Origin of the sequence: Microbacterium insulae (assembly GCF_042677065.1) — a bacterium.
GTDB lineage: Bacteria > Actinomycetota > Actinomycetes > Actinomycetales > Microbacteriaceae > Microbacterium > Microbacterium insulae.
In genome coordinates this window covers 1,263,766-1,286,648 of the sequence record NZ_JBHTII010000001.1, presented here as the reverse complement: position 1 = coordinate 1,286,648, position 22,883 = coordinate 1,263,766, and the positions used below count along the sequence as shown (strand labels likewise).

Genomic DNA, 22,883 nt, shown 5'->3' with positions numbered 1-22,883 from the left:
CCGAAGGGGGCGATCTCATGACGAAAGAACTCAGGCGTCTCAGCATCCTGATGCTGATCATGTTCCTCGCACTGTTCGGCTCGACCAGCTGGATCCAGGTCGTCAACGCCGAAGAACTCGCGGAGAACCCCCGCAACACCCGGGCTCTCTACGATTCGTTCGAGGTCCAGCGCGGCTCCATCATCGCCAGCGGCACCGCGATCGCGTCGTCCGTGCCGTCGAACGACGTGTACAGCTGGCAGCGCCAATACGTCGAGCCCGACATGTGGGCGCCCGTCACGGGATACATCAACCCGGCGCTCGGCCGCGAAGCGGGGACGGGCATCGAGCAGGCGATGAACTCGTACCTCACCGGCACGGCCGGTTCGCAGTTCCTGTCCCGCATCGAGCGCATCTTCACCGGTCAGCCCCCGCGAGGCTCCAACGTCGTGCTCAGCCTGGACGCCGACGTGCAGCGGGCCGCGTACGAAGCGCTCGGCGACCTGCAGGGTGCCGTGCTCGCGATCGAGCCCTCCACCGGCCGCGTCCTCGCGATGGTGACGAGCCCGAGCTACGACACGAACCTGCTCGCGTCCCACAACACGACCGAGGTGAACGCCGCCTACGACGCGCTCGTCGCCGATCCGGGCAAGCCCCTCTCCAACCGCGCCATCGCCGGCGACCTCAACCCTCCGGGTTCCACGTTCAAGCTGGTCGTCGCCTCGGCCGCGCTCGCCTCGGGCGACTACACCCCGGAGTCGACGCTCCCGAACCCGGCGACCTACCGGCTGCCGCAGTCGGATGCCGTGATCTACAACGACACCCGGGGCACATGCGGTCCCGGCGAAGAGGTGACGATCGCCGACGCCCTTCGCCTGAGCTGCAACATCCCGATGGCCCAGCTCGCGGTCGAGCTCGGCGACACGGCGATCCGCGAGGAAGCCGAGAAGTACGGCTTCAACTTCTCGTTCGAGCTCCCGCTCGTCTCGACGCCCTCCAGCTATCCGCGCGCGCTCGACGACGCCCAGACCGCGCTCACCGGCTTCGGCCAGGGTCAGGTGATCGCCACGCCGCTGCAGATGGCGATGGTGTCCGCCGGGATCGCGAACGGCGGAGTGGTGATGAACCCGAGGATGGTGGACCGCGTGATCGGTCCCGACCTCTCCGTGCAGGAGGACTTCCCCGACGTCGAGTTCGGCCGGGCCCTCGAAGAGGATCTGGCGGAGGAGATGGTCACGATGATGGTCGCCAATGTCAGTGAGGGCATCGCGACCGGTGCAAGAATAGACGGCGTCGACGTGGCCGGGAAGACCGGGACCGCGGAGAACGGTCCCGGCGAGCCGTACACCCTGTGGTTCACCGGGTTCGCCCCCGCGGACGACCCTCAGGTGGCCGTCGCGGTGGTCGTCGAAGACGGCGGCGGGCAAGGGCAGTCGGGCAGCAGCAACAGGATTGCGGCTCCCATCGCAAAGAAGGTCATGGAGGCGGTGCTGGGCAGATGAGACCGACGCAGGGTGTGACCTTCGGAGGCCGGTACGAGCTGGAATCGCGGATCGCGATCGGCGGTATGGGCGAGGTGTGGGAGGCGACCGACCACGTCATCGGACGCACGGTCGCCATCAAGATCCTCAAGGACGAATACATGGGGGATCCGGGCTTCCTCGAGCGCTTCCGCGCCGAGGCCCGGCATGCCGCACTCGTCAACCACGAGGGCATCGCCAGCGTGTTCGACTACGGCGAGGAGAACGGCAGCGCGTTCCTCGTGATGGAGCTCGTGCCCGGCGAGGCGCTGTCGACGATCCTCGAACGCGACGGCACGCTGTCCACCGACAAGACTCTGGACGTCGTCGCGCAGACATCGGCGGCGCTGCAGGCGGCCCACGCGGCCGGACTCGTGCACCGTGACATCAAGCCGGGAAACCTGCTGATCACCCCCGACGGCCGCGTCAAGATCACCGACTTCGGCATCGCCCGCATCGCCGACCAGGTCCCGCTCACGGCGACCGGTCAGGTCATGGGCACGGTGCAGTACCTGTCCCCCGAGCAGGCCTCGGGGCATCCGGCATCCCCCGCGACCGACACCTATTCGCTGGGCATCGTCGCGTACGAGTGCCTCGCCGGCAAGCGGCCCTTCACGGGCGAGTCGCAGGTCGCGATCGCGATGGCGCAGATCAACGAGCAGCCGCCTCCGCTGCCGCCGACGGTCCCCGTCCCCGTCCAGAACCTCGTCATGGCGATGATCGCCAAGAAGCCGGAGGACCGCCCGGCGTCCGCCGCGGCCGTGGCTCGCGCCGCGACCGCCCTCCGCCGGGGCGACATCGCCGCCGCAGCCGCCGCCGTGCCGGCCATCGCCGCCGGGTCGGCCACCGGCGACGACATGACGCAGCTGCTCACGTCGGGTGCCGACACGTCCGCCGCCACGCGGATCCTGCCGGCCGCAGGAGTGGCGGGCGAGGAGGTCGTCGAGGGCGAGGAGCCCGAGAAGAAGAAGCGCAGCCCGTGGACATGGCCGCTCATCGCGCTCATCGTGCTGCTGCTGCTCGTGCTCGGCGGCACGGTGTGGGCGCTCCTGGCGAATCAGGGCGGCGACCCCAACCCGACGGGCACATCGACCTCAGCCTCCCCCACGCCGTCTGACACTCCCACCCCGACGCCGACCCAGACCACCGAGGAACGCGTCGACGTGGGCGCCCTGGGCCTCACCGGCAAGACGTGCGCCGACGCCCGCGCGCTCGTGGAGGGCGCGGAGCTCGTCGCGAACTGCGTCGAGGGCAACGCGGCGCCCACCGCCGGGGATCAGGATGTCGTCTACGACGTCAACCCGACCGGCCGTGTACCCCTGGGCACCACGATCAACCTGACGTACTACGGCCCCCAGGTGCCGATGCCCAATCCCGCCGCGCCCACCTTCGCCGCCGCGACGGTCGCACCGGGCGGGACCATCCAGGTCGACTGGGCGGGATACACCTGCCCGGCGGGCGAGGGCTCGGTGAGCGCCTACAACCTGACGGCGACCAACGGCACCTTCGCGAACGGACAGTCGACGTCGTCGTTCGGTCAGGCCGATCGCTCGGCGCAGATCACCGTCCCGACGACCGCGACCGGAAACCTCGTGGTCAGCTACACCGTGACCTGCACCGGCGGTCCGTCCGGCGACCGAACCTCGGGAGCTTCGCCCGAGGCGAGCGTGCCGATCGAGCCCGCGGCCGGAGGCGACGAAGGCGACGGCTGACCGGCGGTCACGTCGTACGAGCGGGGAGGGTGGCCGGTGCCGGCCGCCTGTCCCCGCTCGGATAGTCTGGCAGTTGTTCCATTCGGGGAGTGACCTGTGACAGCTGAGCCGCGCGTGCTATCGGGGCGTTATCGCATCGACGAGCCGATCGGACGCGGCGGAATGGCGAGCGTCTACCGCGGCTACGACCTGACCCTCGGTCGCGCCGTGGCGATCAAGATCCTCGACCGCGAGCTCGCCGACGACAACGCGTTCCGCACGCGGTTCCGCCTCGAGGCGCAGGCCGCGTCGCGCATGGCGCATCCCACGATCGTCCGCGTGTACGACGCGGGCGAGGACACCTCCACCGACGCCGACGGCCGGGTGCGGCCGGTCCCGTTCATCGTCATGGAGCTCGTGCACGGAGCGCTGCTCAAGGACATCATCGCCGAGGGTCCCGTGCCGGTGACGGATGCCGTCCGCTACGTCGACGGCATCCTCGAGGCTCTCGAGTACTCGCACCGCGCCGGCGTCGTGCATCGCGACATCAAGCCCGGCAACGTGATGGTCACCGGCGCCGGCCAGGTCAAGGTGATGGACTTCGGCATCGCGCGCGCCGTCTCCGACAGCTCGTCGACCGTCGCCGAGACCACGGCGATCCTCGGCACGGCCGCCTACTTCTCGCCCGAGCAGGCCAAGGGCGAGCCGGTCGACGCGCGCGCCGACCTCTACTCGGCGGGTGTCGTGCTGTACGAGCTGCTCGCGGGCCGGCCGCCCTTCCGGGGCGAGTCGCCGGTGGCCGTGGCGTACCAGCACGTGAGTGAGGCGCCCGTCGCGCCGTCCGAGATCCACGAGGGTGTGCCGAGGGCCTTGGATGCCGTGGCCCTCCGTGCGCTCGCGAAGGATCCGTTCCAGCGCTATCAGGACGCGGCGAGCTTCCGCGAGGCGCTCGACGCGACCGTGGACGGCCGCTCGCCGTCCAAGCGGCAGGTGGGCGCTCTGACCAGCGAGCTCTACGGTCCCAACCCGCGGCAGGCGGCCGAGACGGCGCGCTCCCTGCGGCAGCTCAGCACCGACACGACGATGAAGCGCACGCAGTCCGGGCCTCCGGTCGCGTGGATCTGGGCGGGTGTGGGCGTGCTGACGGTGCTGCTCATCTCGGTCCTGTTCTGGGTGCTGTCGATCAACCCCGACGACCGCGTGCCTTCGACGGCCCGAATCGTGCCGGACGTGTCCGGCATGACCTACGATCGCGCGAACGAGGAGCTGCTCGAGGCCGAGATGCGCGCCATCCGCGTGGACGAGCAGAATCCCGACGTCCCCGAGGGCATCGTCATCCGCACCGATCCGGCGGAGGGCACATCGGTCAACCCGAATCAGGAGATCCGCGTCTTCGTCTCCCTCGGCCAGGAGCTCGCCACCGTGCCTCCGCTGGAGGGTCTCGGACGGGATGCCGCGGCCGCCGCTCTCGAGGGAGCGGGCCTGGAGCTCGGCTCGGTCACGCAGCGCAACGATCCGGCGCTGACCGCCGGTACGGTCATCTCGGCCGACCAGACCGACGGGGCGAGCGTCCCGGTGGGCACCGTCGTGAACCTCGTCGTCGCATCGGGCAAGGTGACGATCAACGACGTGCGGGGGTACACCGTCGAGGCGGCTCAGCGCGAGCTCGAGGAGCTCGAGCTCGAGGTCGTCACGCAGGAGGACACCTCGTGCGCCGGCTCCAGTCCCCCGACGGTGTCGACGCAGTCGCTCGCTCCGGGTGACGTGCCGATCCACTCGACCATCACACTGGTCTACTGCTCGGGCACGTGAGCGGCGCGCTCAGCGCCGCGGGCTGAGCCGTGCGCCGAGCGACGCGGCATCCCGGAATCCCGCCGACTCCAGCCAGTTGCCCAGCAGACGGTGACCGCCCTCGGTGAGGACGCTCTCGGGGTGGAACTGCACGCCGACGATCGGCAGCTCGCGATGCGCGACGCCCATGATGACGCCCTCGGGCGTGCGGCTCGTCACGACGAGCGCGCCGGGAAGCGTCTCCGGGACGATGGCCAGGGAGTGATACCGCGTCGCGGTGAAGGGGTCGGGCAGCCCCGCGTAGAGCGCGCTCCCGTCGTGGTGGACAAGCGAGGTCATGCCGTGCATGAGGTCCGGCGCGGTGTCGACCTTCCCGCCGAAGGCCTCGCCGATCGCCTGGTGTCCGAGGCATACGCCGAGCAGCGGCATCCCCTCGTCGGCCGCGGCACGGACGACGGCGACGGATGCTCCGGCATCGCCGGGTGCGCCGGGTCCGGGCGACACCAGCACCGCCCGGTACTCCGCCAGCAGCGCGCGCGGGTCGTCGACGGCGTCGGCCTCGACGAGGTCCGTCGTCACGCCGAGCTCGTGGAGGTAGCCGACGAGGGTGTGGACGAAACTGTCGTGGTTGTCGACGACCAGAACGGACGCGGCTGTCACTCGACGGCGCCGTCGACCGGATTGATGAATTCGCTCGCCCACGGGAAGACGTAGAAGAAGAGGCCGTAGAGGATCGCGGCCGCCGCGACCAGGAGGATGACCAGCCGGATCCACCACGGGCCGGGGAGCACGCGCCACAGTGCCGCGTACATCAGACCACCGCCTCTTCGAGGGCCGCGGGCGGACCCGCGGAGCGGGGCGTGAAGGACTCGAACACGCCGTACGCGATGATGCGCTCCCACATCCAGTGGATGGGGCTGCAGCTGGTCAGGGTGATGTAGCGCGTGCCCGGCGGGACGTCCGGAACCTGCGGCACCGGGAGCAGCACGTCCCGCTGCGTCGGCTGGACGTACTGCAGCGTGCGGAACCGGTAGGTGTACCAGCCGTCCTCGGTCTCGACGACGATCGCGTCGCCGAGACGTAGTTCGGCGATCTTGCGGAAGGGCTCGCCGTAGGACGTGCGGTGCGCGGCCACTGCGAAGTTGCCGACCTCGCCCGGCATCTGGGTGCCCATGTAGTGGCCGATCCCGATGGGGTTGAGGGTGCGCTCGCGCGAGACGCCGCCCGCCATGGGCATGGCGTAGTCGGCTCCGAATCGCGGGATGTGCATGACACCGAAACGCTCGCCGTCCGCCGGCTCGGGCCGGACGATCGGCTCCACGGCGACCGGTGCCGCCTCGGGCTCATTGGTGCTCGGCGAGGCGCCGGCCCACTCCTGCGAGAGCTGCTGCCCCTGGGCGTTGCGCTCTGCGCCGTAGATCTTGTCGCCGATGTAGAGCTGCCACGCGACGTAGAGGAGGACGATGACACCCGCAGTGATGAGGATCTCGCCGAGCACGCCGACGACGGACGTGCGCCGACGCGGGCGCGTGACAGGGCTTCCTGCGTCATGTCCGGCCAGGGCGTGTTCCACAGCGGGATTTTAGTCCCCGCACGCTGTGGGCCGCCTGGCAGTTAGACTTCTGTGCATGGCACGACCCGGCAAAGAAGACGATTCGCTCATCGAGCGGGCAGAAGGCGAAGCCGCACCCAATCCGGTGTGGTTCAAGCCGATCATGATCGGCCTCATGTTGATCGGTCTCGTCTGGGTGCTGGTGTTCTACCTCAGCGGCATGCAGTACCCGATCCCCGGCATCGCCGGCTGGAACCTCGTGATCGGCTTCGGCATCGCGTTCCTCGGCTTCCTCATGACCACCCGCTGGCGTTAGCCGCAGCATCCGATCGTTCGAAAGCCCCGGCGTGACCGGGGCTTTCGCGTTCTCGCTGAGTTTGTTAACAGGGCTGTTAACAGGTGTGAATTACACCGCTGTGATTCATCCCCATGTGTGGATGAGCCTGTGGATAACTCAGGGCAGGACAAGGCCGGGAGCGAGGACCGGGACGAAGAGCAGAGCGATGAGCCCGGCCCCGACCGCGGCCAGGAGGGCGATCTGCAGGCCGCGCTGGCGCCGCGTTCGCGTGCGGGTGTAGATGAAGGCCACGAGGAGCCCGACGATGAGACCACCGATGTGCGCCTGCCACGACACGTTGAACCCGGGGAGGAACCCGATCACCAGGTTCACCCCGAGGATGATCGCGATACCGGCGATGTTCGCGCCGATGTGGCGTCCGATCACCAGCAGGGCGCCGAAGAGTCCGAAGATGGCTCCGGATGCTCCGACCACGGGTGTCAGGAATGAGAGCAGCGTCACGGCTACGGATCCGCCCAGTGCGCTGAGCAGATAGAGCGTCAGGAAGCGCCAGCGCCCGAGCAGGGGCTCGAGGCTTCGTCCGATCATCCACAGCGCGAGCATGTTGAGCCCGACGTGGAAGAAGCTTCCGTGCACGAGGGCCACCGTGAGCAGCCGCCAGGGCTCGAAGCGCCCCGTCAGATCGGGGTAGAGGGCCGGCGCGATGAAGAGCAGCTGGTTCTGGATCGTCGACCCGATCCCCGGGATGAGGGTGAGCAGATAGACGAACAGGGTGATCCCGATGATCGCGTACGTCACGATGGGGCGGGAGTCCGCGACCGTCATCGATCGCGTCCGTGACCACCGGCGCTCGGCCTTGCGCTGCGCGGGCGATGCCGCCTTCTGCTGGTCGCGCAAGCACTCCGGGCAGATCACGCCGACGGCGGCGGGTGTCTGGCATTCCGGGCAGATCGTGCGCAGGCACCGCTGGCACAGCACGAAGCTCTGCCGGTCGGGATGCCGGTAGCAGTAGTTGTCGCGATTGCGGCTGAGGTCGTCGGCGGTCACGGCGGCGGGAAGCCTAGACCTCGGAGATGTCGATCGACTCGAGGACGACGGGCTCGATCGGGCGGTCGCCCGCGGCCGTCGGCACCTCGCTGATCGTGTCGACGACGGCCTTCGAGGCGTCGTCGGCCACCTCGCCGAAGATCGTGTGCTTGCCCTGCAGCCACTCCGGACCGCGGCCGCCCTGGCCGGGCACGGTGATGAAGAACTGCGAGCCGTTGGTGCCCTCGGCCTGGCCGGTGATGGCGTTGCGACGCAGGCCGGCGTTGGCCATCGCGAGCTTGTAGGGCTCGGTGAAGGTGAGCTCGGGGCTGATCTCGTCGTTGAACGTGTAGCCCGGACCGCCCACGCCCTGGCCGAGCGGGTCGCCGCCCTGGATCATGAAGCCCGAGATGATGCGGTGGAAGACGACGTCCTTGTAGAGCGGGCCTTCGCCGGGCTTGCCGGTGGCGGGGTGGGTCCAGGACCCGGTGCCGTCGGCGAGCCCGATGAAGTTCTGGACCGTGCGCGGAGCGTGGTCACCGAAGAGGTTGACGACGATGTCGCCGTAGTTGGTGTGGAAAGTGGCGACAGCGGTGGGAATCGGCATTGCTACATTCTTCCAGAGTTCTGTGCAACCCCTCCCGCGTCGGCGCGCGTCTGGCAAGATGGGTCGAACCAGATCCCCGGTTCGATCAGGAGGGCATCGTGAGCCTCAGCCGCAAGCGCAAGAAGGAACTCCGCAAGCTCCAGACCCAGGCGAACAGCCTGTGGGAGTCGCAGCAGATCCTCGTCGGCGAGGCCGCGAGCGTCGCCCGTGAGGCCGGGCGTCAGCTCGGCCACCTCGGCCGCGAGGAGGTCCGCCCGCGCATCACCGCCGGCTACGAGCAGTACGCCGCCCCTTACGTCGAGAAGGGCAAGAAGGTCGTCAACTCGACCGTCATCCCCGCCGCGGGAGCGGTCGTGGGCTCGGCGATGTCGGTGTGGGATGCCGCGAACGACACGCGCAGCCGCCTGGCATCGGGCCGCGGCATCGACCTCGCCGCGAGCTGGCGCAAGGCTGCTCCCGCCCCCGCCAAGAAGGGGATGGGTGCCGGCGGCGTGATCGCGATCATCCTCGGCGTCGCCGCCGCGCTCGGCGTTCTCTACGCGGCGTGGCAGACGCTCCGCGCCGACGACGAGCTCTGGGTCGCGGACGACCCGCTGCGCGCACCGGACGCCTGACGGTGACGAGCGACCCCGGACTCGATCGGGTCAGGGACGCGGCATCCGCCCGCTCGCTCGAGATCGAGATCCGGGAGCGGCCGGCTGCCCGCAGCCTCGTCGAGGCGGCCGAGATCCTGGGGATCCCGCCTGCCGGGATCGTGAAGACGCTCGTGGTCAAGCGCAGCGACGACACGTACCTGTTCGCCCTGATCCCCGGCGACCGCGCGATCTCGTGGCCGAAGCTTCGTGCCGTGGTCGGGGTGAACAAGCTGCAGCTGCCCGATCCCGACAGGGCGTTCGCGGCGACCGGCTACGAGCGAGGCACGATCGTCCCCATCGGAAGCACGCACGACTGGCCGGTCTACGCCGATGAGCAGATCGTCGGCCGGCGCATCGCGATGGGAGCCGGCGCCCACGGGTTCAGCCTGTTCGTCGAGGCGGACGATCTCATCGCGGCGTACGGCGCGACGGTCGCCGACATCTCGCAGGAGGCCGGGTAGCGGCATCCGCCCTACGTCTTCTTCGCCATCTCCAGTGCGATGTCGACGAGCTTCACCCGCTGGAGCGAGCGCACCTCGGCGAGAGGAAACCACTCGGCGCGGTCGGTAGAGCCGTTCTTCTCGTGTCGCAGCCGCCCGCCGACGATGTGTGCGCGGTAGACGATGCGCAGGGTGTGCAGTGGTTCGGCGACTCCGGGGGTGAGGCGCCTTCCCGGAGGGATGACGCGGGAATGGATGCCGAGCAGCTCGTCGATCTCGACCTTGTAGCCGGTCTCCTCCCGCACTTCGCGGCGAGCCGCCCGCTCCGGGTCCTCGCCCGGTTCGAGCCCGCCGCCGGGCATGGTCCACGCCGCACGGCGCCCCTCGTTCCAGTGCGCGAGCAGCAGCCGGGTCTGGTCGTCGATGATCACGGCGTAGGCGGCCACGCGCAGATCCATGCTTCACCCTATCCGGCGCGACGCGGGCGAACCGAGTGGCCCGCGCACGTGCGACGGCCCGCTCCTCGTGGGAACGGGCCGTCGGTGGAGGCGGGTCAGCCGTGCAGGACCCCGGTTCTGACGACTGCCTCCCGCCGTGTCGCGCGACGCTCCCGGTAGCGTCCGATCGCGATGGCCCCAGCGCCGATCGCGACGAACGCGACGAAGATGCCCAGGATGTAGAGAGCCACCGATCCCCACCCGCCTTCGCCGTGCGGGTCCAGGAACGGGTACGGGTACCACCACGCGGCGAGCCCGGACGGGTCCGAGACCAGTTCGCCGCGCACCATCGTGTACAGCAGCCACGACAGCGGATACACGGTCAGCACCGGCACGCTCCACCACGGAAGGCCGCGCCGTCGCGTGGCGAACAGCAGGTCGGCGAGCACGTAGAGCGGCAGGACCACGTGGAGCACCTCCACCGCATACGCGTCGAGGATCGCGATGCCGGCCGAGTCCGCGGCCGCCACCTCGGAGGGCACTCCCCGCAGCAGGACGTTGTAAACGACGCCGAGCAGAAGCACCGGACCCGCCGTCGCTGCCAGCCCCACAGCGATCCCGAGTGGTTCGCGCGCGCTCTCGGGGTGCATCCGGGCCCAGGTCGCGGCCGCGACGAGGGCCCCGGCGCAGAGCAGCGTCGACACGATCGTGAACATGCTGAAGTAGTTCGCGAGCACCAGAGCGAGGCTCTGCCCTTGCCGTGTCGCGCGGTCCACATTGACGATGTATCCCGCCGCAACCGCCGATACACCCAGGCTGGCGGCGGCGAATCGCATCGATGACCAGTTCATGATGTCTTCCCCAGTTCTCTCAACGCCCTCTGCGTCGGTGAGGAAGGTCTACCGCCGTCGATACCCCCAACCCGCAGATCCTGTGGTCAGCCCGAGACGGAACTATGCGGGCAAACGCGCTCCGTTGTATGGAACGTACACACTGTCCCCCAGTTGGGGGACGAATCCTACAAGCGCTTGCGGGATCCGGGGGAAAGTGGATGCCGAAGCCGACCGATGACCAGCAGGCCCGCCGCCATCAGACCCGTCGCGACCAGGGCGATGCCGAGGAGCGTGAACCACGCCGTGCCGGTGCCGCCGGCCGCGGGGAGGGCCACGCTCGGCACGTCTTGAACACGAATCGTGGTGACCCCTTCGAGCTGCACGAGGGTGACGTGCGATGACCCGGTGGGAGCAAGACTGATCTCGCCGTCCGCGTCGAGGGTGAACGCGATGCGCTCTGCCAGCAGCGCGAATCCGTCGAGCGCGACCGTCTCTTCGAGCCAGTACGTCCCCGGCTCGAGGGTGGTGTCGCGGAAGAGGCCCGGCACCGGGTCGCCGCCCTCCTCGACTGCCGGAACGGCGTCGACGACGGGCGCTCCGTCGGTCGGGGCAACGTAGATCGCCCATTGCGATCCGCTCATCGGCACGACGTCGCCCGCGGCGTCCTCCCCGACCTTGAGGATCTGGACGGGCGTCGGAGTGAACTGGGTGGTGATGCACTCTGTCGGACAGCCGGAGGGGGCGGCTGTCGGCGCGTCACCGACGACCAGGTTGGTGAGCCGCGCACTCCACGCGTCCGCGTCGACGACGACGTCGTAGGTGAGGACGGCGATCGTGGCTCCCGGCAGCGTGAAACGTCCTGTGGTGAGGATGTCGCCCACGGGGTCGGGAACCGCGATCGACGGCCCGCCGTCGAGGGTCAGACGGGCAGACCCGCCGACGAAGTGAGCGTCGTCGAGGACATCGCCGAGGTCGTCGGTGAGCTCGATGTCAGGCACACCGGTGGGAGTGGTGCTCGCAGCGGTGACGCGGTAGGTGATCGTCGACCCCGGTTGGACCCTCGCATCCGCCGCGAGCGGCGTGCCGCCCTGCAGGGCTTCTTTCGCCAGCGTCCACGCAGGATGCGCGGTGTTGATGATCACGCACTCGAGGTGCGACCCGATGCCCGAGGCGGAGGGCACGGTCACCGACCCGGTGCTCCCCGCGCCTCCGGCGATCACCACTCCACCGTCGGCGACATCGGTGCACTGCCACTCGGAGTCGTAGTTGCCGAGATCGGTACCCGCAGCACCGGTTTCGGCGATCGCGTAGGTTCGTCCGGGCACTCCGAGCACAGGGCCCGCGGTCGCCGCTGTGTCGGTCTGGAGCCCGGTCGACGATCCGGACGTCGTGCCGGTGTTCCCGACAGCCACCCCGTTGCCCGACAGGGTGAGATCGAACTGGTCGTCGGGGGTGAACCGGCCGTCGATGTGCTTGCGGAGAGTGACCGTGTGGGGGAGCCAGCAGGAGGCGAGGTCGCTCAGGAATCGATCGGCGGCACCGTTCGGGCCGGTGATCCCGCCGGAGGAGTCGATGGCGCCGCTGTTCGGGTCTGCGCGGCTGATCTCGCTGATCCCGTCGATCGCGTATGTCACCGAGAGGTAGCCGTCCCCGCCGACCGCGACGCCTTCCGGTGCTGTGGTCGACGACTCCAACTCTGCGATCACGCGGGCCTCGGCGACGGTACCGTCGTCGGGCACGTCGGCGATCATCACGAGCGGAATGGTCGACTCGCCGCTCGCAGGCGGGAGCACGACGTACGCGCGACCCTCGCTGTCGAAGAAGAGGTCGCCGTTCGCGCCATCACCGAGTGACGTCGTGGGAAGGATGAACTGCACGCCGAGGTAGGTGTTCGTCGTGGGGTCGACGGCGTGCATGACGACGGAGCCGGAGTCACTCCTCCCACCGAAGTAGTAGTAGCCGTTGGCGGGGTTGACGGCGCCCAGGTCGAAGCCGTCGGGGTCGTTGCCCGGCACCGCTGCGACGGTGGACCGTGCGCCGGTGACCGGATCGACGCGAAGGACCTCAGCGGTCGTCCCGAACCTGTACGTCGCGTAGGCCGTCGACCCGTCGGCGGAGATGGCGAGAGCATCCACGAAGCGATCCGGCGCGGAACCCAGGGTCGCGATCGGTCGGGAGGCTCCGGTGACAGGTTCGATCTCGAGGATCGCGCCGCCGGTGCGGTCGATTCCGTATACGAATCCCTCGGTGCACGAGAACGGCTCACCGACGAAGGTCACCGCCGCGCAGGCGGGCAGGTCGACGCCTACCGCATCGTTGATGTTGGCAGGACAGTTCTCGTACACGCCGGCAACAGCGGACGTCACATTCACGGTGATCGTGCACGACGCCTGCCCCGCGGCGAGACTGCCGTCGGTGACCGCGATCGAACCGCTGCCCGCGGTGGCGCTCACCGTCGCGGCACACGTTCCGCCGACGTTCGCGGGGTCGTCCATCACCAGGCCCGAGGGCAGGGAATCTGTGAAAGACCACCCCGCCTTCGCGGCGAGCTCGCTCGTGTTGGTGACGGTGAGGGTGAGCGTCGACGTGCCGCCGGCGGGCACCGATGCGGGGCTGAAGGACTTGTCGAGCTGGGGGGTCGCGTCGAGCACGCGAACGTTGTCGAAAGCACCGTCGTTTCCGACGAAGCTGCCCGTGAGATTGCGGATCGTGAAGCCGAACGAGGGGCCCGAGGCGAGGATCGCCGAGGTGACCGGGAATCGCCCGTACCTCACGACCATTCCCGAGATGGTGGTCTGCTGCCCTCGCGCATCGGTGCAGGGGTTGATCGAGGATGACGAGACGGGCGTCTCCGTCCCGGCGCCGTCGGTGAGGAAGAACCGGAGCTGTGGGTGGTTCCCGACGCCGCACGAGGTCGCCGCGGCATCCACCGAGAACGTCAGAAACCTGTTGTCGAGCGGGATGGCCAGTTGCGAGCTGACGAACTGGCGGGCGTTGGCCGGACCGTTGCTGCCCGTCGTGTTGCTGGAGACGGCGCGGTTGGTCGCGGTGTTCTGCGGGGTGTTCAACAGGCTTAGGGCTGCCGCCTTGCGCTGCGTCTCCTGGAAGTTCGAGGCGCTTCCGCTGCACGTGGGCGCGCCGGGGAAGGCCTCGGCGGGCGAGACGATGAATCCGTTGCAGGATGCCGCGCTGAGCCAGAACGGGTCTGCGGTGTACGTCGCGCCCGAGAGCGAGACGTAGTTCTCGAGCTCGGTGATACCCGCCCCCTGCTGGAAGTCCTCTTCGAAGAGGACGACGGGTGCATCCGGGGTCCCGGGCGTGCCCGGAGCGGCAGCCGCCGGCTCGACGGGAGCAAGGGGTTCGATGACGGCGACCAGCATGCCGGCGGTGATGGACAGCAGCACGGCGACCGCCGCGAGCCGAGTGCGTCCGGAGGTCTCAGTACGAACGGCCCGCACCTCTTCCCTCCCTGGCTGCGTGCGTCCACCCCTCGTTGGACCGCTCGATCAGCGCGGCGGGCGAGGAGGACAGCGACCGGTGTGTCGCGACCGCCAGGTTAGGCGGCGCACCGCATCCGCCGGAAGGTCGCCGAGATTGCGCCTTCATTGCGCCGGGTCGTTCCCCGTCGTTCCGGTGCTCAGCACCCGGTTTCGCCGATTCCTGCGACCTTGCGCCGCGAATCACAGCACCCGAAGCCAAGGGCGCATGATGGTACTTCTGAAACGCCGTGATCGCGTGAGAACCTCGGCGCTCCACGAAGCTGACTCTCAATCCAGCGGCCTGTCGGGAGCCCGTGCTACCTTCGTATCACTACACCCCCCACGCCTCTCGCAGAAGCGCACTTGGGGGGTTTTCTCACCCTCGCCTGGAGATCCGCGGATGCCTGCACCTCGTCGCACGCCTCGGCCGCGCGGGTCCCTCCTCTACGACAAGCCGGCGCTCAGCCTGGACGAGCTGGTGAACCGGCTGTCCGAGCGAGGGCTCGACGTCCCCGACCGTGAGAGGGCGACGCGGTACCTCCGCCACATCGGCTACTTCCGGCTCTCGCCTTATACGATCCCGTTCCAGCAGGGGCAGCCGGATCACCTCTTCCGGGACGGCGTCGCGTTCGACGACGTGCTGGACATCTACGTGTTCGATCGCGCGCTCCGACTGCTGATCATGGATGCGTTGGAGCGGGTCGAGGTCGCCGTTCGGGCGGCGCTGACCGACCACATGTCGACGACCTACGAGGACCCGCATTGGTACGGCGACCCCTCGCACTTCACCGACTTCGAGACCCACTCGGGCCTCCTCCGCATCGTCCGTAGGACCTCCGCCGAGCGCCTCGAGGGGCAGCCTGAGATCGAGGGCGGCCGCGGTTCGGGAGCAGATGGCGACGGGCCGAAGGTGGTGTACCGCTCGGCACTCGAGCACTACCTGCTGACCTATGGGACTCCCGAGCTACCGCCGTCGTGGCTGATGGTCGAGACGCTCACGATCGGGCAGCTTGCCTCCGTGATCGACAACCTGAAGCGCCGCCCTGACCGAATGGCGATCGCGAGGCGAGTGGGGCTGAATGAGCCGGTGCTCACATCATGGCTGCGAACGTACGTGCGGGTGCGTAACATCTGCGCGCACCATGGGCGCCTGTGGAACGTCGGTCTCGGGGTCTACCCCGCCATCCCCACCTCGCGACACATCTCCTGGCTGCAGGGAGCCGGCGCGCTGCCCAAGCGGTCCGAGAAACGTCTATACCCTGTCCTCGTGTCGCTGCAGTCGGTGCTGGACGTTGTGTCCCCGCGGAGCACGTGGGCGCGGAGGCTCCACCAGCTCCTGAGCACCCGATCACCGATGAACATGCGGGGGATGGGGATCCCCGAGAACTGGGCTGAAGACGAGTTCTGGGCTCGCCACATCCGCTGACGTACGGTCAGGGCGCCGGCGCCTCGAACTCGTCGATCGACTCCATCAGCGGTCCAAGGCCCGCCGAACGAGGCGACCGTAGTGGTCAAGGGTGATCGACCGCCGTGCGTGCCCAAGAGCCCGCCAGACTCGGGCAACAGCCAGGATCAGCGAACTGAGCCAGCGCGGACAACACACCACCCCCGGAGGCGCGACTCGCGCCGTTCGAGGACCCGCAACCGGCCGTCGAGTGCGAATAGGCATGTAGTCCGCGGTTACCGTTGGGTCATGGAACACCACCGGCTGGTCACGATCATGGCCACTCCTGGCGAGGTCGCCGCGACCGTTGATCGTAGTCGTTGGCCTGTGCACGTGACTCTCGTAGGCAACTTCGACGTCGACCCGAAGGCGCTCCACGTTCTTTCCACGGATTTCGCCACTGTCACCAGTAGCGTCCAGGCTCTTGAAGTTCGACTCGGGCCCGCTGCGCAGTTCGGAGGCTCACACGACATTCCCGTGTTGCTAGCCGAGCATCCCACGTTCCACCGGTTGCACAACGCTCTCGCCGCGCGGGTACAGGGGCTGACCGGATTCCCGGCGGCGGAGCCTGCATATTGGATTGGATGGGTGGGTATCGTCCGCACGTCACGCTTGGGACCGTCGCCAACCCCGCCGAAGGCAAACTGTTGACCGTGAACTGGATCACTCTGTTCGCCCTCGAAGGACACACCGGACGACGTCTATCGACAGTCCAACTCACCCCGCGATGACGCCCGCGGAGTTGGACCACTCGGCCGCCCGGCTACGGCCGAAAGCGGACCGTCATTCGTGCTGTCGGTAGGCTCCCGATGTGGAGCGTCGTGATGACGAACTGTGGAGCCTAGGAGACTCCGTCGCCTCGCCTCCGGCTCGGCTCCTCCTCGAATCCCTCCACCCGATAACGCAGGAAGGGCCGCCCCTGCGGGACGGCCCTTCCTGCGTTGTGGAGCCTAGGAGATTCGAACTCCTGACATCCTGCTTGCAAAGCAGGCGCTCTACCAACTGAGCTAAGGCCCCGGGGCACGGAGTGGGGCTACCAGGACTTGAACCTGGGACCTCTTCATTATCAGTGAAGCGCTCTAACCGCCTGAGCTATAGCCCCGTGTGATCCGACGCTTCGCGTCGATCAACCTCCAAGACTTTACCCGACGGCCGACGTTTTCACGAATCCGATCGGCGTGCGGCTGGCGCGGTCCGGGCATCCAAGGTTCACTGGTGGCATGGCGTCTCAAGGGCATCCCGGAGAACCGCACGGAGCGGGTCTCGGGCAGCGACTCAACTGGCTGCGCGCGGGAGTGCTGGGGGCGAACGACGGCATCGTTTCGGTCGCGGCGCTCGTGGTCGGGGTCGCCGGTGCGACCACCGACACTCCGGCGCTCTTCCTCGCCGGCATCGCCGGACTCGTGGGCGGCGCGATCTCGATGGCCCTCGGCGAGTACGTGTCGGTGAGCAGCCAGCGCGACAGCGAACGGGCGCTCATCGCGAAGGAGTCGCGCGAACTGAGGGACATGCCCGACGAGGAGCTCGACGAGCTGACGCAGTTGTATCGCGACCGCGGGCTGTCGGAGGCGACTGCCCGGCGCGTCGCCGAGGAGCTCACCGCCCACGACGCTCTCGCCGCGCACCTCGAGGTCGAGTTGCACATCGATCAGCACGACCTGGTCAACCCGTGGCACGCCGCGATCTCCTCGGCGATCGCCTTCACGGCCGGCGCCCTGCTGCCGCTCCTGGCGATCCTGCTGCCGCCGCCAGAGTGGCGTGTCCCGGTCACGTTCGTCGCGGTCCTCGTCGCCCTCGCCGTCACCGGCAGCATCTCTGCAAGGCTCGGCGGTGCGCCGAGGGGGCGGGCGATTCTGCGACTGGTCGTCGGCGGCGCGCTGGCGCTGGGCGTCACCTGGCTGATCGGCACCCTGCTGGGAACCACGGTGGTGTGAGACGCCGGCCGGGGCCGGCATCCCGGATCAGTTGGACGTGAAGCCGACGAGCAGTCCGCCCGTCACCTTGACGGCGAGGTTGTAGATGCCGGCGATGACCGCGCCGAGCACGGTGACCACCACGAGGTTGAGGATCGCCACGACCGCCGAGAACGCGAGGACCTGCGGGAGGCTGACGAACTGCGAGAGCAGGATGCTGCCGTCGGTGAAGTTGCCGAAGAACTCGTCGGCGCGGGCGATGAGTCCGGTGGTCTGCACCACGAGGAACACGAGGACGAAAGCCACGACCGTGACGATGGCGAGCGCGATCGCCGCGAGGAAGGACAGCTTCACGGCCGACCAGAAGTCGATGTAGACCAGGCGCAGACGCACCTGCTTCGCGGACGTCTTGTGGCTGGATTTCTTGGCGAGCTTGTCGGCTACCGTGCTCATGCGTCAACACTCTCTTCGGGGGTCTCGGGAGAAGCCTCGGGGGTGGGGGCCGTCTCTTCGACGGCGGCTTCTGCGGTATCGGCCAGGCCCCGCTCTCCGTTGCGCGCAATCGCGATGATGCGATCTTCGTCTCCCGCGCGGGCGAACACGACACCCATGGTGTCACGGCCCTTGGCTGGGACCTCGGCCACGGCAGAGCGTACCACCTTGCCGCTGGCAAGAACCACCAAGACCTCGTCGTCGTCGGAGACGATCAGACCCCCCGCCAGATCGCCCCGATCCTCGTGCAGTTTGGCCACCTTGATGCCCAGTCCGCCCCGGTTCTGCACGCGGTACTGGTCGACGGCGGTGCGCTTGGCGTACCCGCCCTCGGTGACGACGAACACGTACTCGTCGTCCTTTGCGACGGATGCCGAGAGCAGGCTGTCGCCGGCGCGGAAGTCCATCCCCTTCACTCCCGACGTCGAGCGTCCCATCGGGCGGAGCGCGCCGTCGGTCGCCGAGAAGCGCAGCGACATGCCGTGACGGCTGATGAGCAGGATGTCGTCGCCCTCATCGACGAGGAGCGCGCTGACGAGCTCGTCGTCGCCCTCGCCGTCGGCCTCGTCGCCCTCCTCGGGCACCTGGCCGCGGAGCTTGATGGCGATGATGCCGCCCTGGCGGTTCGTGTCGTACTCGGTCAGACGCGTCTTCTTCACCAGCCCGCTGCGGGTGGCGAGGACGAGGTACGTCGCGACGCTGTAGTCGCGGATGTCGAGGATCTGAGCGATCTCCTCGCCCGGCTGCAGCGCGAGAAGGTTCGCGACGTGCTGGCCCTTCGCATCGCGGCCGGCCTCGGGCACTTCGTAGGCCTTCGCGCGGTAGACCCGGCCCTTCGTCGTGAAGAAGAGGAGCCAGTGGTGCGTCGTGGTGACGAAGAAGTGCTCGACCACGTCGTCGGCGCGCAGCTGCGCGCCCTTCACGCCCTTGCCGCCCCGGTGCTGCGAACGGTAGTTGTCACTCCGGGTGCGCTTGATGTACCCGTCGCGTGTGACGGTGAGGACCATCTCCTCTTCGGGGATCAGGTCTTCGTTCGTCATTCCCCCCTCGTACCCGTGGAGGATCTCGGTGCGGCGGTCGTCGCCGAACTTCTGCACGATCTCGGTGAGCTCGTCGCGGATGATCGTGCGCTGCCGCGCGGGGGTCGCGAGGATGTCGTTGTAATCGGCGATCTGCGTCTCGAGCTCGGCGGCCTCGTCGACGATCTTCTGTCGTTCGAGCGCCGCGAGGCGTCGGAGCTGCATGTCGAGGATCGCCTGAGCCTGGTCGTCATCGATCTCGAGCAGGGTCTTGAGGCCTTCGCGCGCCTCTTCGACGGTCGGCGAGCGGCGGATCAGCGCGATCACCTCGTCGAGCGCATCGAGCGCCTTGAGATAGCCGCGGAGGATGTGCATGCGGCGCTCGGCCTTGGCGAGGCGGAACCGCGTACGGCGGACGATGACCTGGATCTGGTGATCGATCCAGTGCGTGACGAATCCGTCGAGCGGCAGCGTCCTCGGCACGCCGTCGACGATCGCGAGCATGTTCGCGCCGAAGTTCTCCTGCAGCTGCGTGTGCTTGTACAGGTTGTTCAGGACGACCTTGGCGACGGCATCCCGCTTCAGGACGATCACGAGACGCTGACCGGTGCGACCGGACGATTCGTCGCGGATGTCGGCGATCCCCGTGATCTTGCCCTCGCGGGCGAGGTCGCTGATCTTCACCGCGACGTTGTCGGGGTTCACCTGGTACGGCAGCTCGGTGATCACCAGGCACGTGCGGCCCTGGATCTCTTCGACGTTGACCACCGCGCGCATCGTGATCGATCCGCGACCGGTGCGGTAGGCGTCCTTGATGCCCTTGGTGCCGAGGATCTGGGCGTACGTGGGGAAGTCGGGGCCGGGGATGCGCTCCATGAGCGCCTCGAGCAGCTCCTCGCGCGAGGCTTCCGGATTCTCGAGAGCCCACAGCGCACCGTCGGCCACCTCACGGAGGTTGTGGGGCGGGATGTTGGTCGCCATGCCGACGGCGATGCCGACCGACCCGTTGACGAGGAGGTTCGGGAACCGCGACGGCAGGACGACGGGCTCCTGGGTCTGGCCGTCGTAGTTGTCCTCGAAGTCGACGGTGTCTTCCTCGATGTCGCGCACCATCTCGAGCGCGAGCTGAGCCATCTTCGTCTCGGTGTACCGGGGAGCGGCCGCACCCTGGTTCCCAGGGGAGCCGAAGTTACCCTGTCCCTGAGCAAGCGGGTAGCGCAGCGACCAGGGCTGCACCAGGCGGACGAGGGCGTCGTAGATCGGGGCGTCGCCGTGCGGGTGGTAGTGGCCCATGACCTCGCCCACCACACGCGCGCACTTCGAGAAGGACTTGTCGGGGCGGAATCCGCCATCGTACATGCCGTAGATCACGCGGCGGTGCACGGGCTTGAGGCCGTCCTCGACACGGGGCAGCGCGCGGCCGACGATGACGCTCATGGCGTAGTCGAGGTAGCTGCGCTGCATCTCGGACTGCAGGTCGACCTGCTCGATCTGGCCGTGGTTGTGCGCGGGCACCGGGCGTTCTTCGTCAGTCATGGGGTTCCGTAATCTCGCGTGCGTCCGTCGATCAGATGTCGAGGAAGCGGACGTCCTTGGCGTTGCGCTGGATGAAGCCGCGGCGGGACTCGACGTCCTCGCCCATCAGGATCGTGAAGATCTCGTCGGCCGAGGCTGCGTCGTCGATCGTGACCTGCTTGAGCGTGCGGGTCTCGGGATCCATGGTGGTCTCCCAGAGCTCCTTGTCGTTCATCTCGCCCAGACCCTTGTAGCGCTGGATGCCGTTGTCCTTCGGGATGCGCTTGCCGCTGGCGATGCCGTCGCTCAGCAGCGCGTCGCGCTCACGGTCGCTGTACACGTACTCGTGTGCCGAGTTCGACCACTTCAGTCGGTACAGCGGCGGCTGCGCGAGGTACACGAACCCGGCCTCGATGAGTCCGCGCATGTAGCGGAACAGCAGGGTGAGCAGCAGCGTCGTGATGTGCTGGCCGTCGACGTCGGCATCGGCCATGAGCACGATCTTGTGGTACCGGGCCTTGTCGATGTCGAAGTCCTCGCCGATCCCCGTGCCGAACGCCTGGATCATGGCCTGGACCTCTTTGTTTCCCAGGGCCCGGTCGAGGCGCGCGCGCTCGACGTTGAGGATCTTGCCGCGGAGGGCCAGGATCGCCTGGGTGTGCGGGTCGCGGCCCTGCACGGCCGACCCGCCGGCGGAGTCTCCCTCGACGAGGAAGATCTCACTGATCGACGGGTCCTTGCTGGTGCAGTCCTTGAGTTTGTCGGGCATCGCCGCGGACTCGAACACGCTCTTGCGCCGGGCCGTCTCGCGCGCCTTGCGGGCGGCGAGACGCGCGGTGGCGGCGTCGATCGCCTTGCGCACGACGTTCTTGGCCTGCACCGGGTTGCGGTCGAACCAGTCGCCGAGCTGATCTCCGACGACCTTCTGCACGAACGCCTTGGCCTCGGTGTTGCCGAGCTTCGTCTTGGTCTGCCCCTCGAACTGCGGTTCGGAGAGCTTGACCGAGATGACCGCGGTGAGCCCCTCGCGGATGTCCTCGCCGGTCAGGTTGTCGTCCTTCTCCTTGAGAAGGTTCTGCGCGCGGGCGTAGCGGTTCACGAGGGTCGTCAGAGCGGCGCGGAACCCCTCTTCGTGGGTGCCGCCCTCGTGCGTGTTGATCGTGTTCGCGTAGGTGAAGACGTTCTCGGTGTAGCTCGTCGTCCACTGCATCGCGAGTTCGAGCGCGATCTTGCGGTCGGTGTCCTCGGATTCGAAGTCGATGATCTCGTCGTTGACGACATCGGCGTGACGCACCTTGTTCAGGTGCTCGACGTAGTCCACGAGCCCGCGCTCGTAGAGGAAGCTGTCGTGGCGGGGCTGCAGTTCGTCTTCGTGCCCGGGCTCGCCCGGCTCGACGAGGCCCTCGGGTCGCTCATCGCGGAGGCTGATGCGCAGACCCTTGTTGAGGAACGCCATCTGCTGGAACCGGGTGCGGAGGGTGTCGTAGTCGAAGTCGACGGTGTCGAAGATGTCGGCATCAGGCCAGAACGTGATGGTCGTGCCGGTCTCGCTGCTCTCTTCGCCCTTCTCGAGCGGGCCGAGCGGCTGACCGCCGTCGCGGTAGGACTGGCGCCAGACGTGACCCTGTCGCTTGACCTCGACCTCGAGGCGCGTCGACAGCGCGTTGACGACCGACGACCCGACGCCGTGGAGGCCTCCTGACACCGCATAGCCCCCACCGCCGAACTTGCCTCCGGCGTGGAGGACCGTGAGCACGACCTCGACGGTCGACTTTCCCTCGGTCTTGTGCATGTCGACCGGGATGCCGCGGCCGTTGTCGATGACACGCACCGCGCCGTCCTCGAGGATCGTGACCTCGATGGTGTCGCAGTAACCGGCCAGGGCTTCATCGACCGAGTTGTCGACGATCTCCTGCACGAGGTGGTGGAGTCCGCGCGCACCGGTGGAGCCGATGTACATGCCGGGGCGCTTGCGCACGGCCTCGAGGCCTTCGAGCACCTGGATGGCGTCTGCCCCGTACTCGTTCGGAACCGGCTCGGCGGGTCGGGCTTCGGGTTCTTCAGGAACGCTGTCGGGGTTCACGGACGTCATAAGTCAGGGCGCTCCAGATCGTTCGGCGGGGGCACCGTTCAGTCTACCAAGTAAGCCTTCGCTTTCGGGCTTATACGGCTCTGTGGTGGACGGAAATGGTCGCGGACGATATCTGACGTG

At 68.2% G+C, this 22,883-nt stretch carries 20 protein-coding genes and 2 tRNA genes; 9 read left to right on the top strand and 13 right to left on the bottom strand.

Annotated features, from left to right (window positions below; all coding sequences use genetic code 11):
• The first annotated feature begins 17 nt into the window (after window positions 1-17).
• The 3 genes from ACFQ0P_RS06150 (at window position 18) to pknB (ending at window position 5,002) form a co-directional block, all read left to right on the top strand.
• Window positions 18-1,481, top strand: a complete 1,464-nt coding sequence (locus ACFQ0P_RS06150; protein ID WP_204981224.1) for a peptidoglycan D,D-transpeptidase FtsI family protein — start codon at window positions 18-20, stop codon at window positions 1,479-1,481.
• Complete coding sequence (locus ACFQ0P_RS06145; protein WP_204981223.1) at window positions 1,478-3,211, top strand: serine/threonine-protein kinase; 1,734 nt, start codon at window positions 1,478-1,480, stop codon at window positions 3,209-3,211. Before ACFQ0P_RS06150 ends, ACFQ0P_RS06145 begins: the two co-directional genes overlap by 4 nt.
• A 96-nt stretch (window positions 3,212-3,307) precedes the next feature.
• Complete coding sequence (pknB, locus tag ACFQ0P_RS06140) at window positions 3,308-5,002, top strand: Stk1 family PASTA domain-containing Ser/Thr kinase (protein WP_204981222.1); 1,695 nt, start codon at window positions 3,308-3,310, stop codon at window positions 5,000-5,002.
• Window positions 5,003-5,011: 9 nt separating this feature from the next.
• Here pknB and ACFQ0P_RS06135 read toward each other — a convergent pair whose 3' ends face one another.
• The 3 genes from ACFQ0P_RS06135 to ACFQ0P_RS06125 are packed head-to-tail and all read right to left on the bottom strand — an operon-like array spanning window position 5,012 to window position 6,554.
• Complete coding sequence (locus ACFQ0P_RS06135) at window positions 5,012-5,641, bottom strand: anthranilate synthase component II (protein WP_204981221.1); 630 nt, start codon at window positions 5,639-5,641, stop codon at window positions 5,012-5,014.
• Window positions 5,638-5,793, bottom strand: a complete 156-nt coding sequence (locus tag ACFQ0P_RS06130) for a hypothetical protein (protein ID WP_204981220.1) — start codon at window positions 5,791-5,793, stop codon at window positions 5,638-5,640. Before ACFQ0P_RS06130 ends, ACFQ0P_RS06135 begins: the two co-directional genes overlap by 4 nt.
• Window positions 5,793-6,554 carry a class E sortase gene (locus ACFQ0P_RS06125; protein ID WP_204981219.1) on the bottom strand — a complete coding sequence of 254 codons (762 nt, stop codon included), beginning with the start codon at window positions 6,552-6,554 and terminating at the stop codon, window positions 5,793-5,795. Before ACFQ0P_RS06125 ends, ACFQ0P_RS06130 begins: the two co-directional genes overlap by 1 nt.
• A 55-nt stretch (window positions 6,555-6,609) precedes the next feature.
• On the opposite strand from ACFQ0P_RS06125, the gene ACFQ0P_RS06120 reads away from it, so the two are divergent.
• The gene (locus ACFQ0P_RS06120) at window positions 6,610-6,849 is read left to right on the top strand and encodes a cell division protein CrgA (RefSeq protein ID WP_204981218.1); all 240 of its coding nucleotides are present in this window, start codon (window positions 6,610-6,612) and stop codon (window positions 6,847-6,849) included.
• Window positions 6,850-6,987: 138 nt separating this feature from the next.
• Here the strand turns inward: ACFQ0P_RS06120 and ACFQ0P_RS06115 are convergent, their stop codons facing one another.
• Both ACFQ0P_RS06115 and ACFQ0P_RS06110 read right to left on the bottom strand, forming a co-directional pair.
• A complete protein-coding gene (locus tag ACFQ0P_RS06115) occupies window positions 6,988-7,878 on the bottom strand; it encodes a rhomboid family intramembrane serine protease (protein ID WP_204981217.1) in 891 nt (296 codons plus the stop codon).
• A 13-nt stretch (window positions 7,879-7,891) separates the two neighbouring features.
• Window positions 7,892-8,464, bottom strand: a complete 573-nt coding sequence (locus tag ACFQ0P_RS06110; RefSeq protein WP_204981216.1) for a peptidylprolyl isomerase — start codon at window positions 8,462-8,464, stop codon at window positions 7,892-7,894.
• Between the two features lie 98 nt (window positions 8,465-8,562).
• Between ACFQ0P_RS06110 and ACFQ0P_RS06105 the strand changes: the two genes are divergently transcribed.
• A complete protein-coding gene (locus ACFQ0P_RS06105; RefSeq protein WP_204981215.1) occupies window positions 8,563-9,078 on the top strand; it encodes a DNA helicase in 516 nt (171 codons plus the stop codon).
• Between the two features lie 62 nt (window positions 9,079-9,140).
• Window positions 9,141-9,560 carry an aminoacyl-tRNA deacylase gene (locus tag ACFQ0P_RS06100; RefSeq protein WP_204981553.1) on the top strand — a complete coding sequence of 140 codons (420 nt, stop codon included), beginning with the start codon at window positions 9,141-9,143 and terminating at the stop codon, window positions 9,558-9,560.
• Window positions 9,561-9,571: 11 nt separating this feature from the next.
• Here ACFQ0P_RS06100 and ACFQ0P_RS06095 read toward each other — a convergent pair whose 3' ends face one another.
• The 3 genes from ACFQ0P_RS06095 to ACFQ0P_RS06085 form a co-directional block, all read right to left on the bottom strand.
• Window positions 9,572-9,997, bottom strand: coding sequence for an NUDIX hydrolase (locus ACFQ0P_RS06095; protein WP_204981214.1), 426 nt, complete (start codon window positions 9,995-9,997; stop codon window positions 9,572-9,574).
• A 95-nt stretch (window positions 9,998-10,092) separates the two neighbouring features.
• Window positions 10,093-10,827, bottom strand: a complete 735-nt coding sequence (locus ACFQ0P_RS06090) for a Pr6Pr family membrane protein (protein WP_204981213.1) — start codon at window positions 10,825-10,827, stop codon at window positions 10,093-10,095.
• Between the two features lie 167 nt (window positions 10,828-10,994).
• The gene (locus tag ACFQ0P_RS06085; RefSeq protein WP_204981212.1) at window positions 10,995-14,267 is read right to left on the bottom strand and encodes a DUF7933 domain-containing protein; all 3,273 of its coding nucleotides are present in this window, start codon (window positions 14,265-14,267) and stop codon (window positions 10,995-10,997) included.
• Between the two features lie 421 nt (window positions 14,268-14,688).
• On the opposite strand from ACFQ0P_RS06085, the gene ACFQ0P_RS06080 reads away from it, so the two are divergent.
• Both ACFQ0P_RS06080 and ACFQ0P_RS06075 read left to right on the top strand, forming a co-directional pair.
• On the top strand, window positions 14,689-15,714 hold the full coding sequence (locus ACFQ0P_RS06080; protein ID WP_204981211.1) for an Abi family protein: 1,026 nt from the start codon (window positions 14,689-14,691) through the stop codon (window positions 15,712-15,714).
• Window positions 15,715-15,981: 267 nt separating this feature from the next.
• Complete coding sequence (locus ACFQ0P_RS06075; RefSeq protein WP_204981210.1) at window positions 15,982-16,383, top strand: 2'-5' RNA ligase family protein; 402 nt, start codon at window positions 15,982-15,984, stop codon at window positions 16,381-16,383.
• Between the two features lie 293 nt (window positions 16,384-16,676).
• Here the strand turns inward: ACFQ0P_RS06075 and ACFQ0P_RS06070 are convergent.
• Window positions 16,677-16,749 (bottom strand) — tRNA-Ala (locus ACFQ0P_RS06070).
• A gap of 11 nt (window positions 16,750-16,760) precedes the next feature.
• Window positions 16,761-16,834 (bottom strand) — tRNA-Ile (locus ACFQ0P_RS06065).
• A 118-nt stretch (window positions 16,835-16,952) separates the two neighbouring features.
• Here ACFQ0P_RS06065 and ACFQ0P_RS06060 point away from each other — a divergent pair.
• Window positions 16,953-17,666, top strand: coding sequence for a VIT1/CCC1 transporter family protein (locus ACFQ0P_RS06060; protein ID WP_204981209.1), 714 nt, complete (start codon window positions 16,953-16,955; stop codon window positions 17,664-17,666).
• A 27-nt stretch (window positions 17,667-17,693) separates the two neighbouring features.
• Here ACFQ0P_RS06060 and ACFQ0P_RS06055 read toward each other — a convergent pair whose 3' ends face one another.
• Genes ACFQ0P_RS06055 through gyrB form a run of 3 tightly spaced genes read right to left on the bottom strand, consistent with a single transcriptional unit; the run spans window position 17,694 to window position 22,763 of the window.
• Entirely contained in the window at window positions 17,694-18,098 is a 405-nt protein-coding gene (locus ACFQ0P_RS06055) for a DUF3566 domain-containing protein (RefSeq protein ID WP_204981208.1), read from the bottom strand.
• Window positions 18,095-20,692, bottom strand: coding sequence for a DNA gyrase subunit A (gene gyrA, locus ACFQ0P_RS06050; RefSeq protein ID WP_204981207.1), 2,598 nt, complete (start codon window positions 20,690-20,692; stop codon window positions 18,095-18,097). Before gyrA ends, ACFQ0P_RS06055 begins: the two co-directional genes overlap by 4 nt.
• Window positions 20,693-20,723: 31 nt before the next feature.
• Entirely contained in the window at window positions 20,724-22,763 is a 2,040-nt protein-coding gene (gene gyrB, locus ACFQ0P_RS06045; RefSeq protein WP_204981206.1) for a DNA topoisomerase (ATP-hydrolyzing) subunit B, read from the bottom strand.
• Window positions 22,764-22,883: the final 120 nt, after the last annotated feature.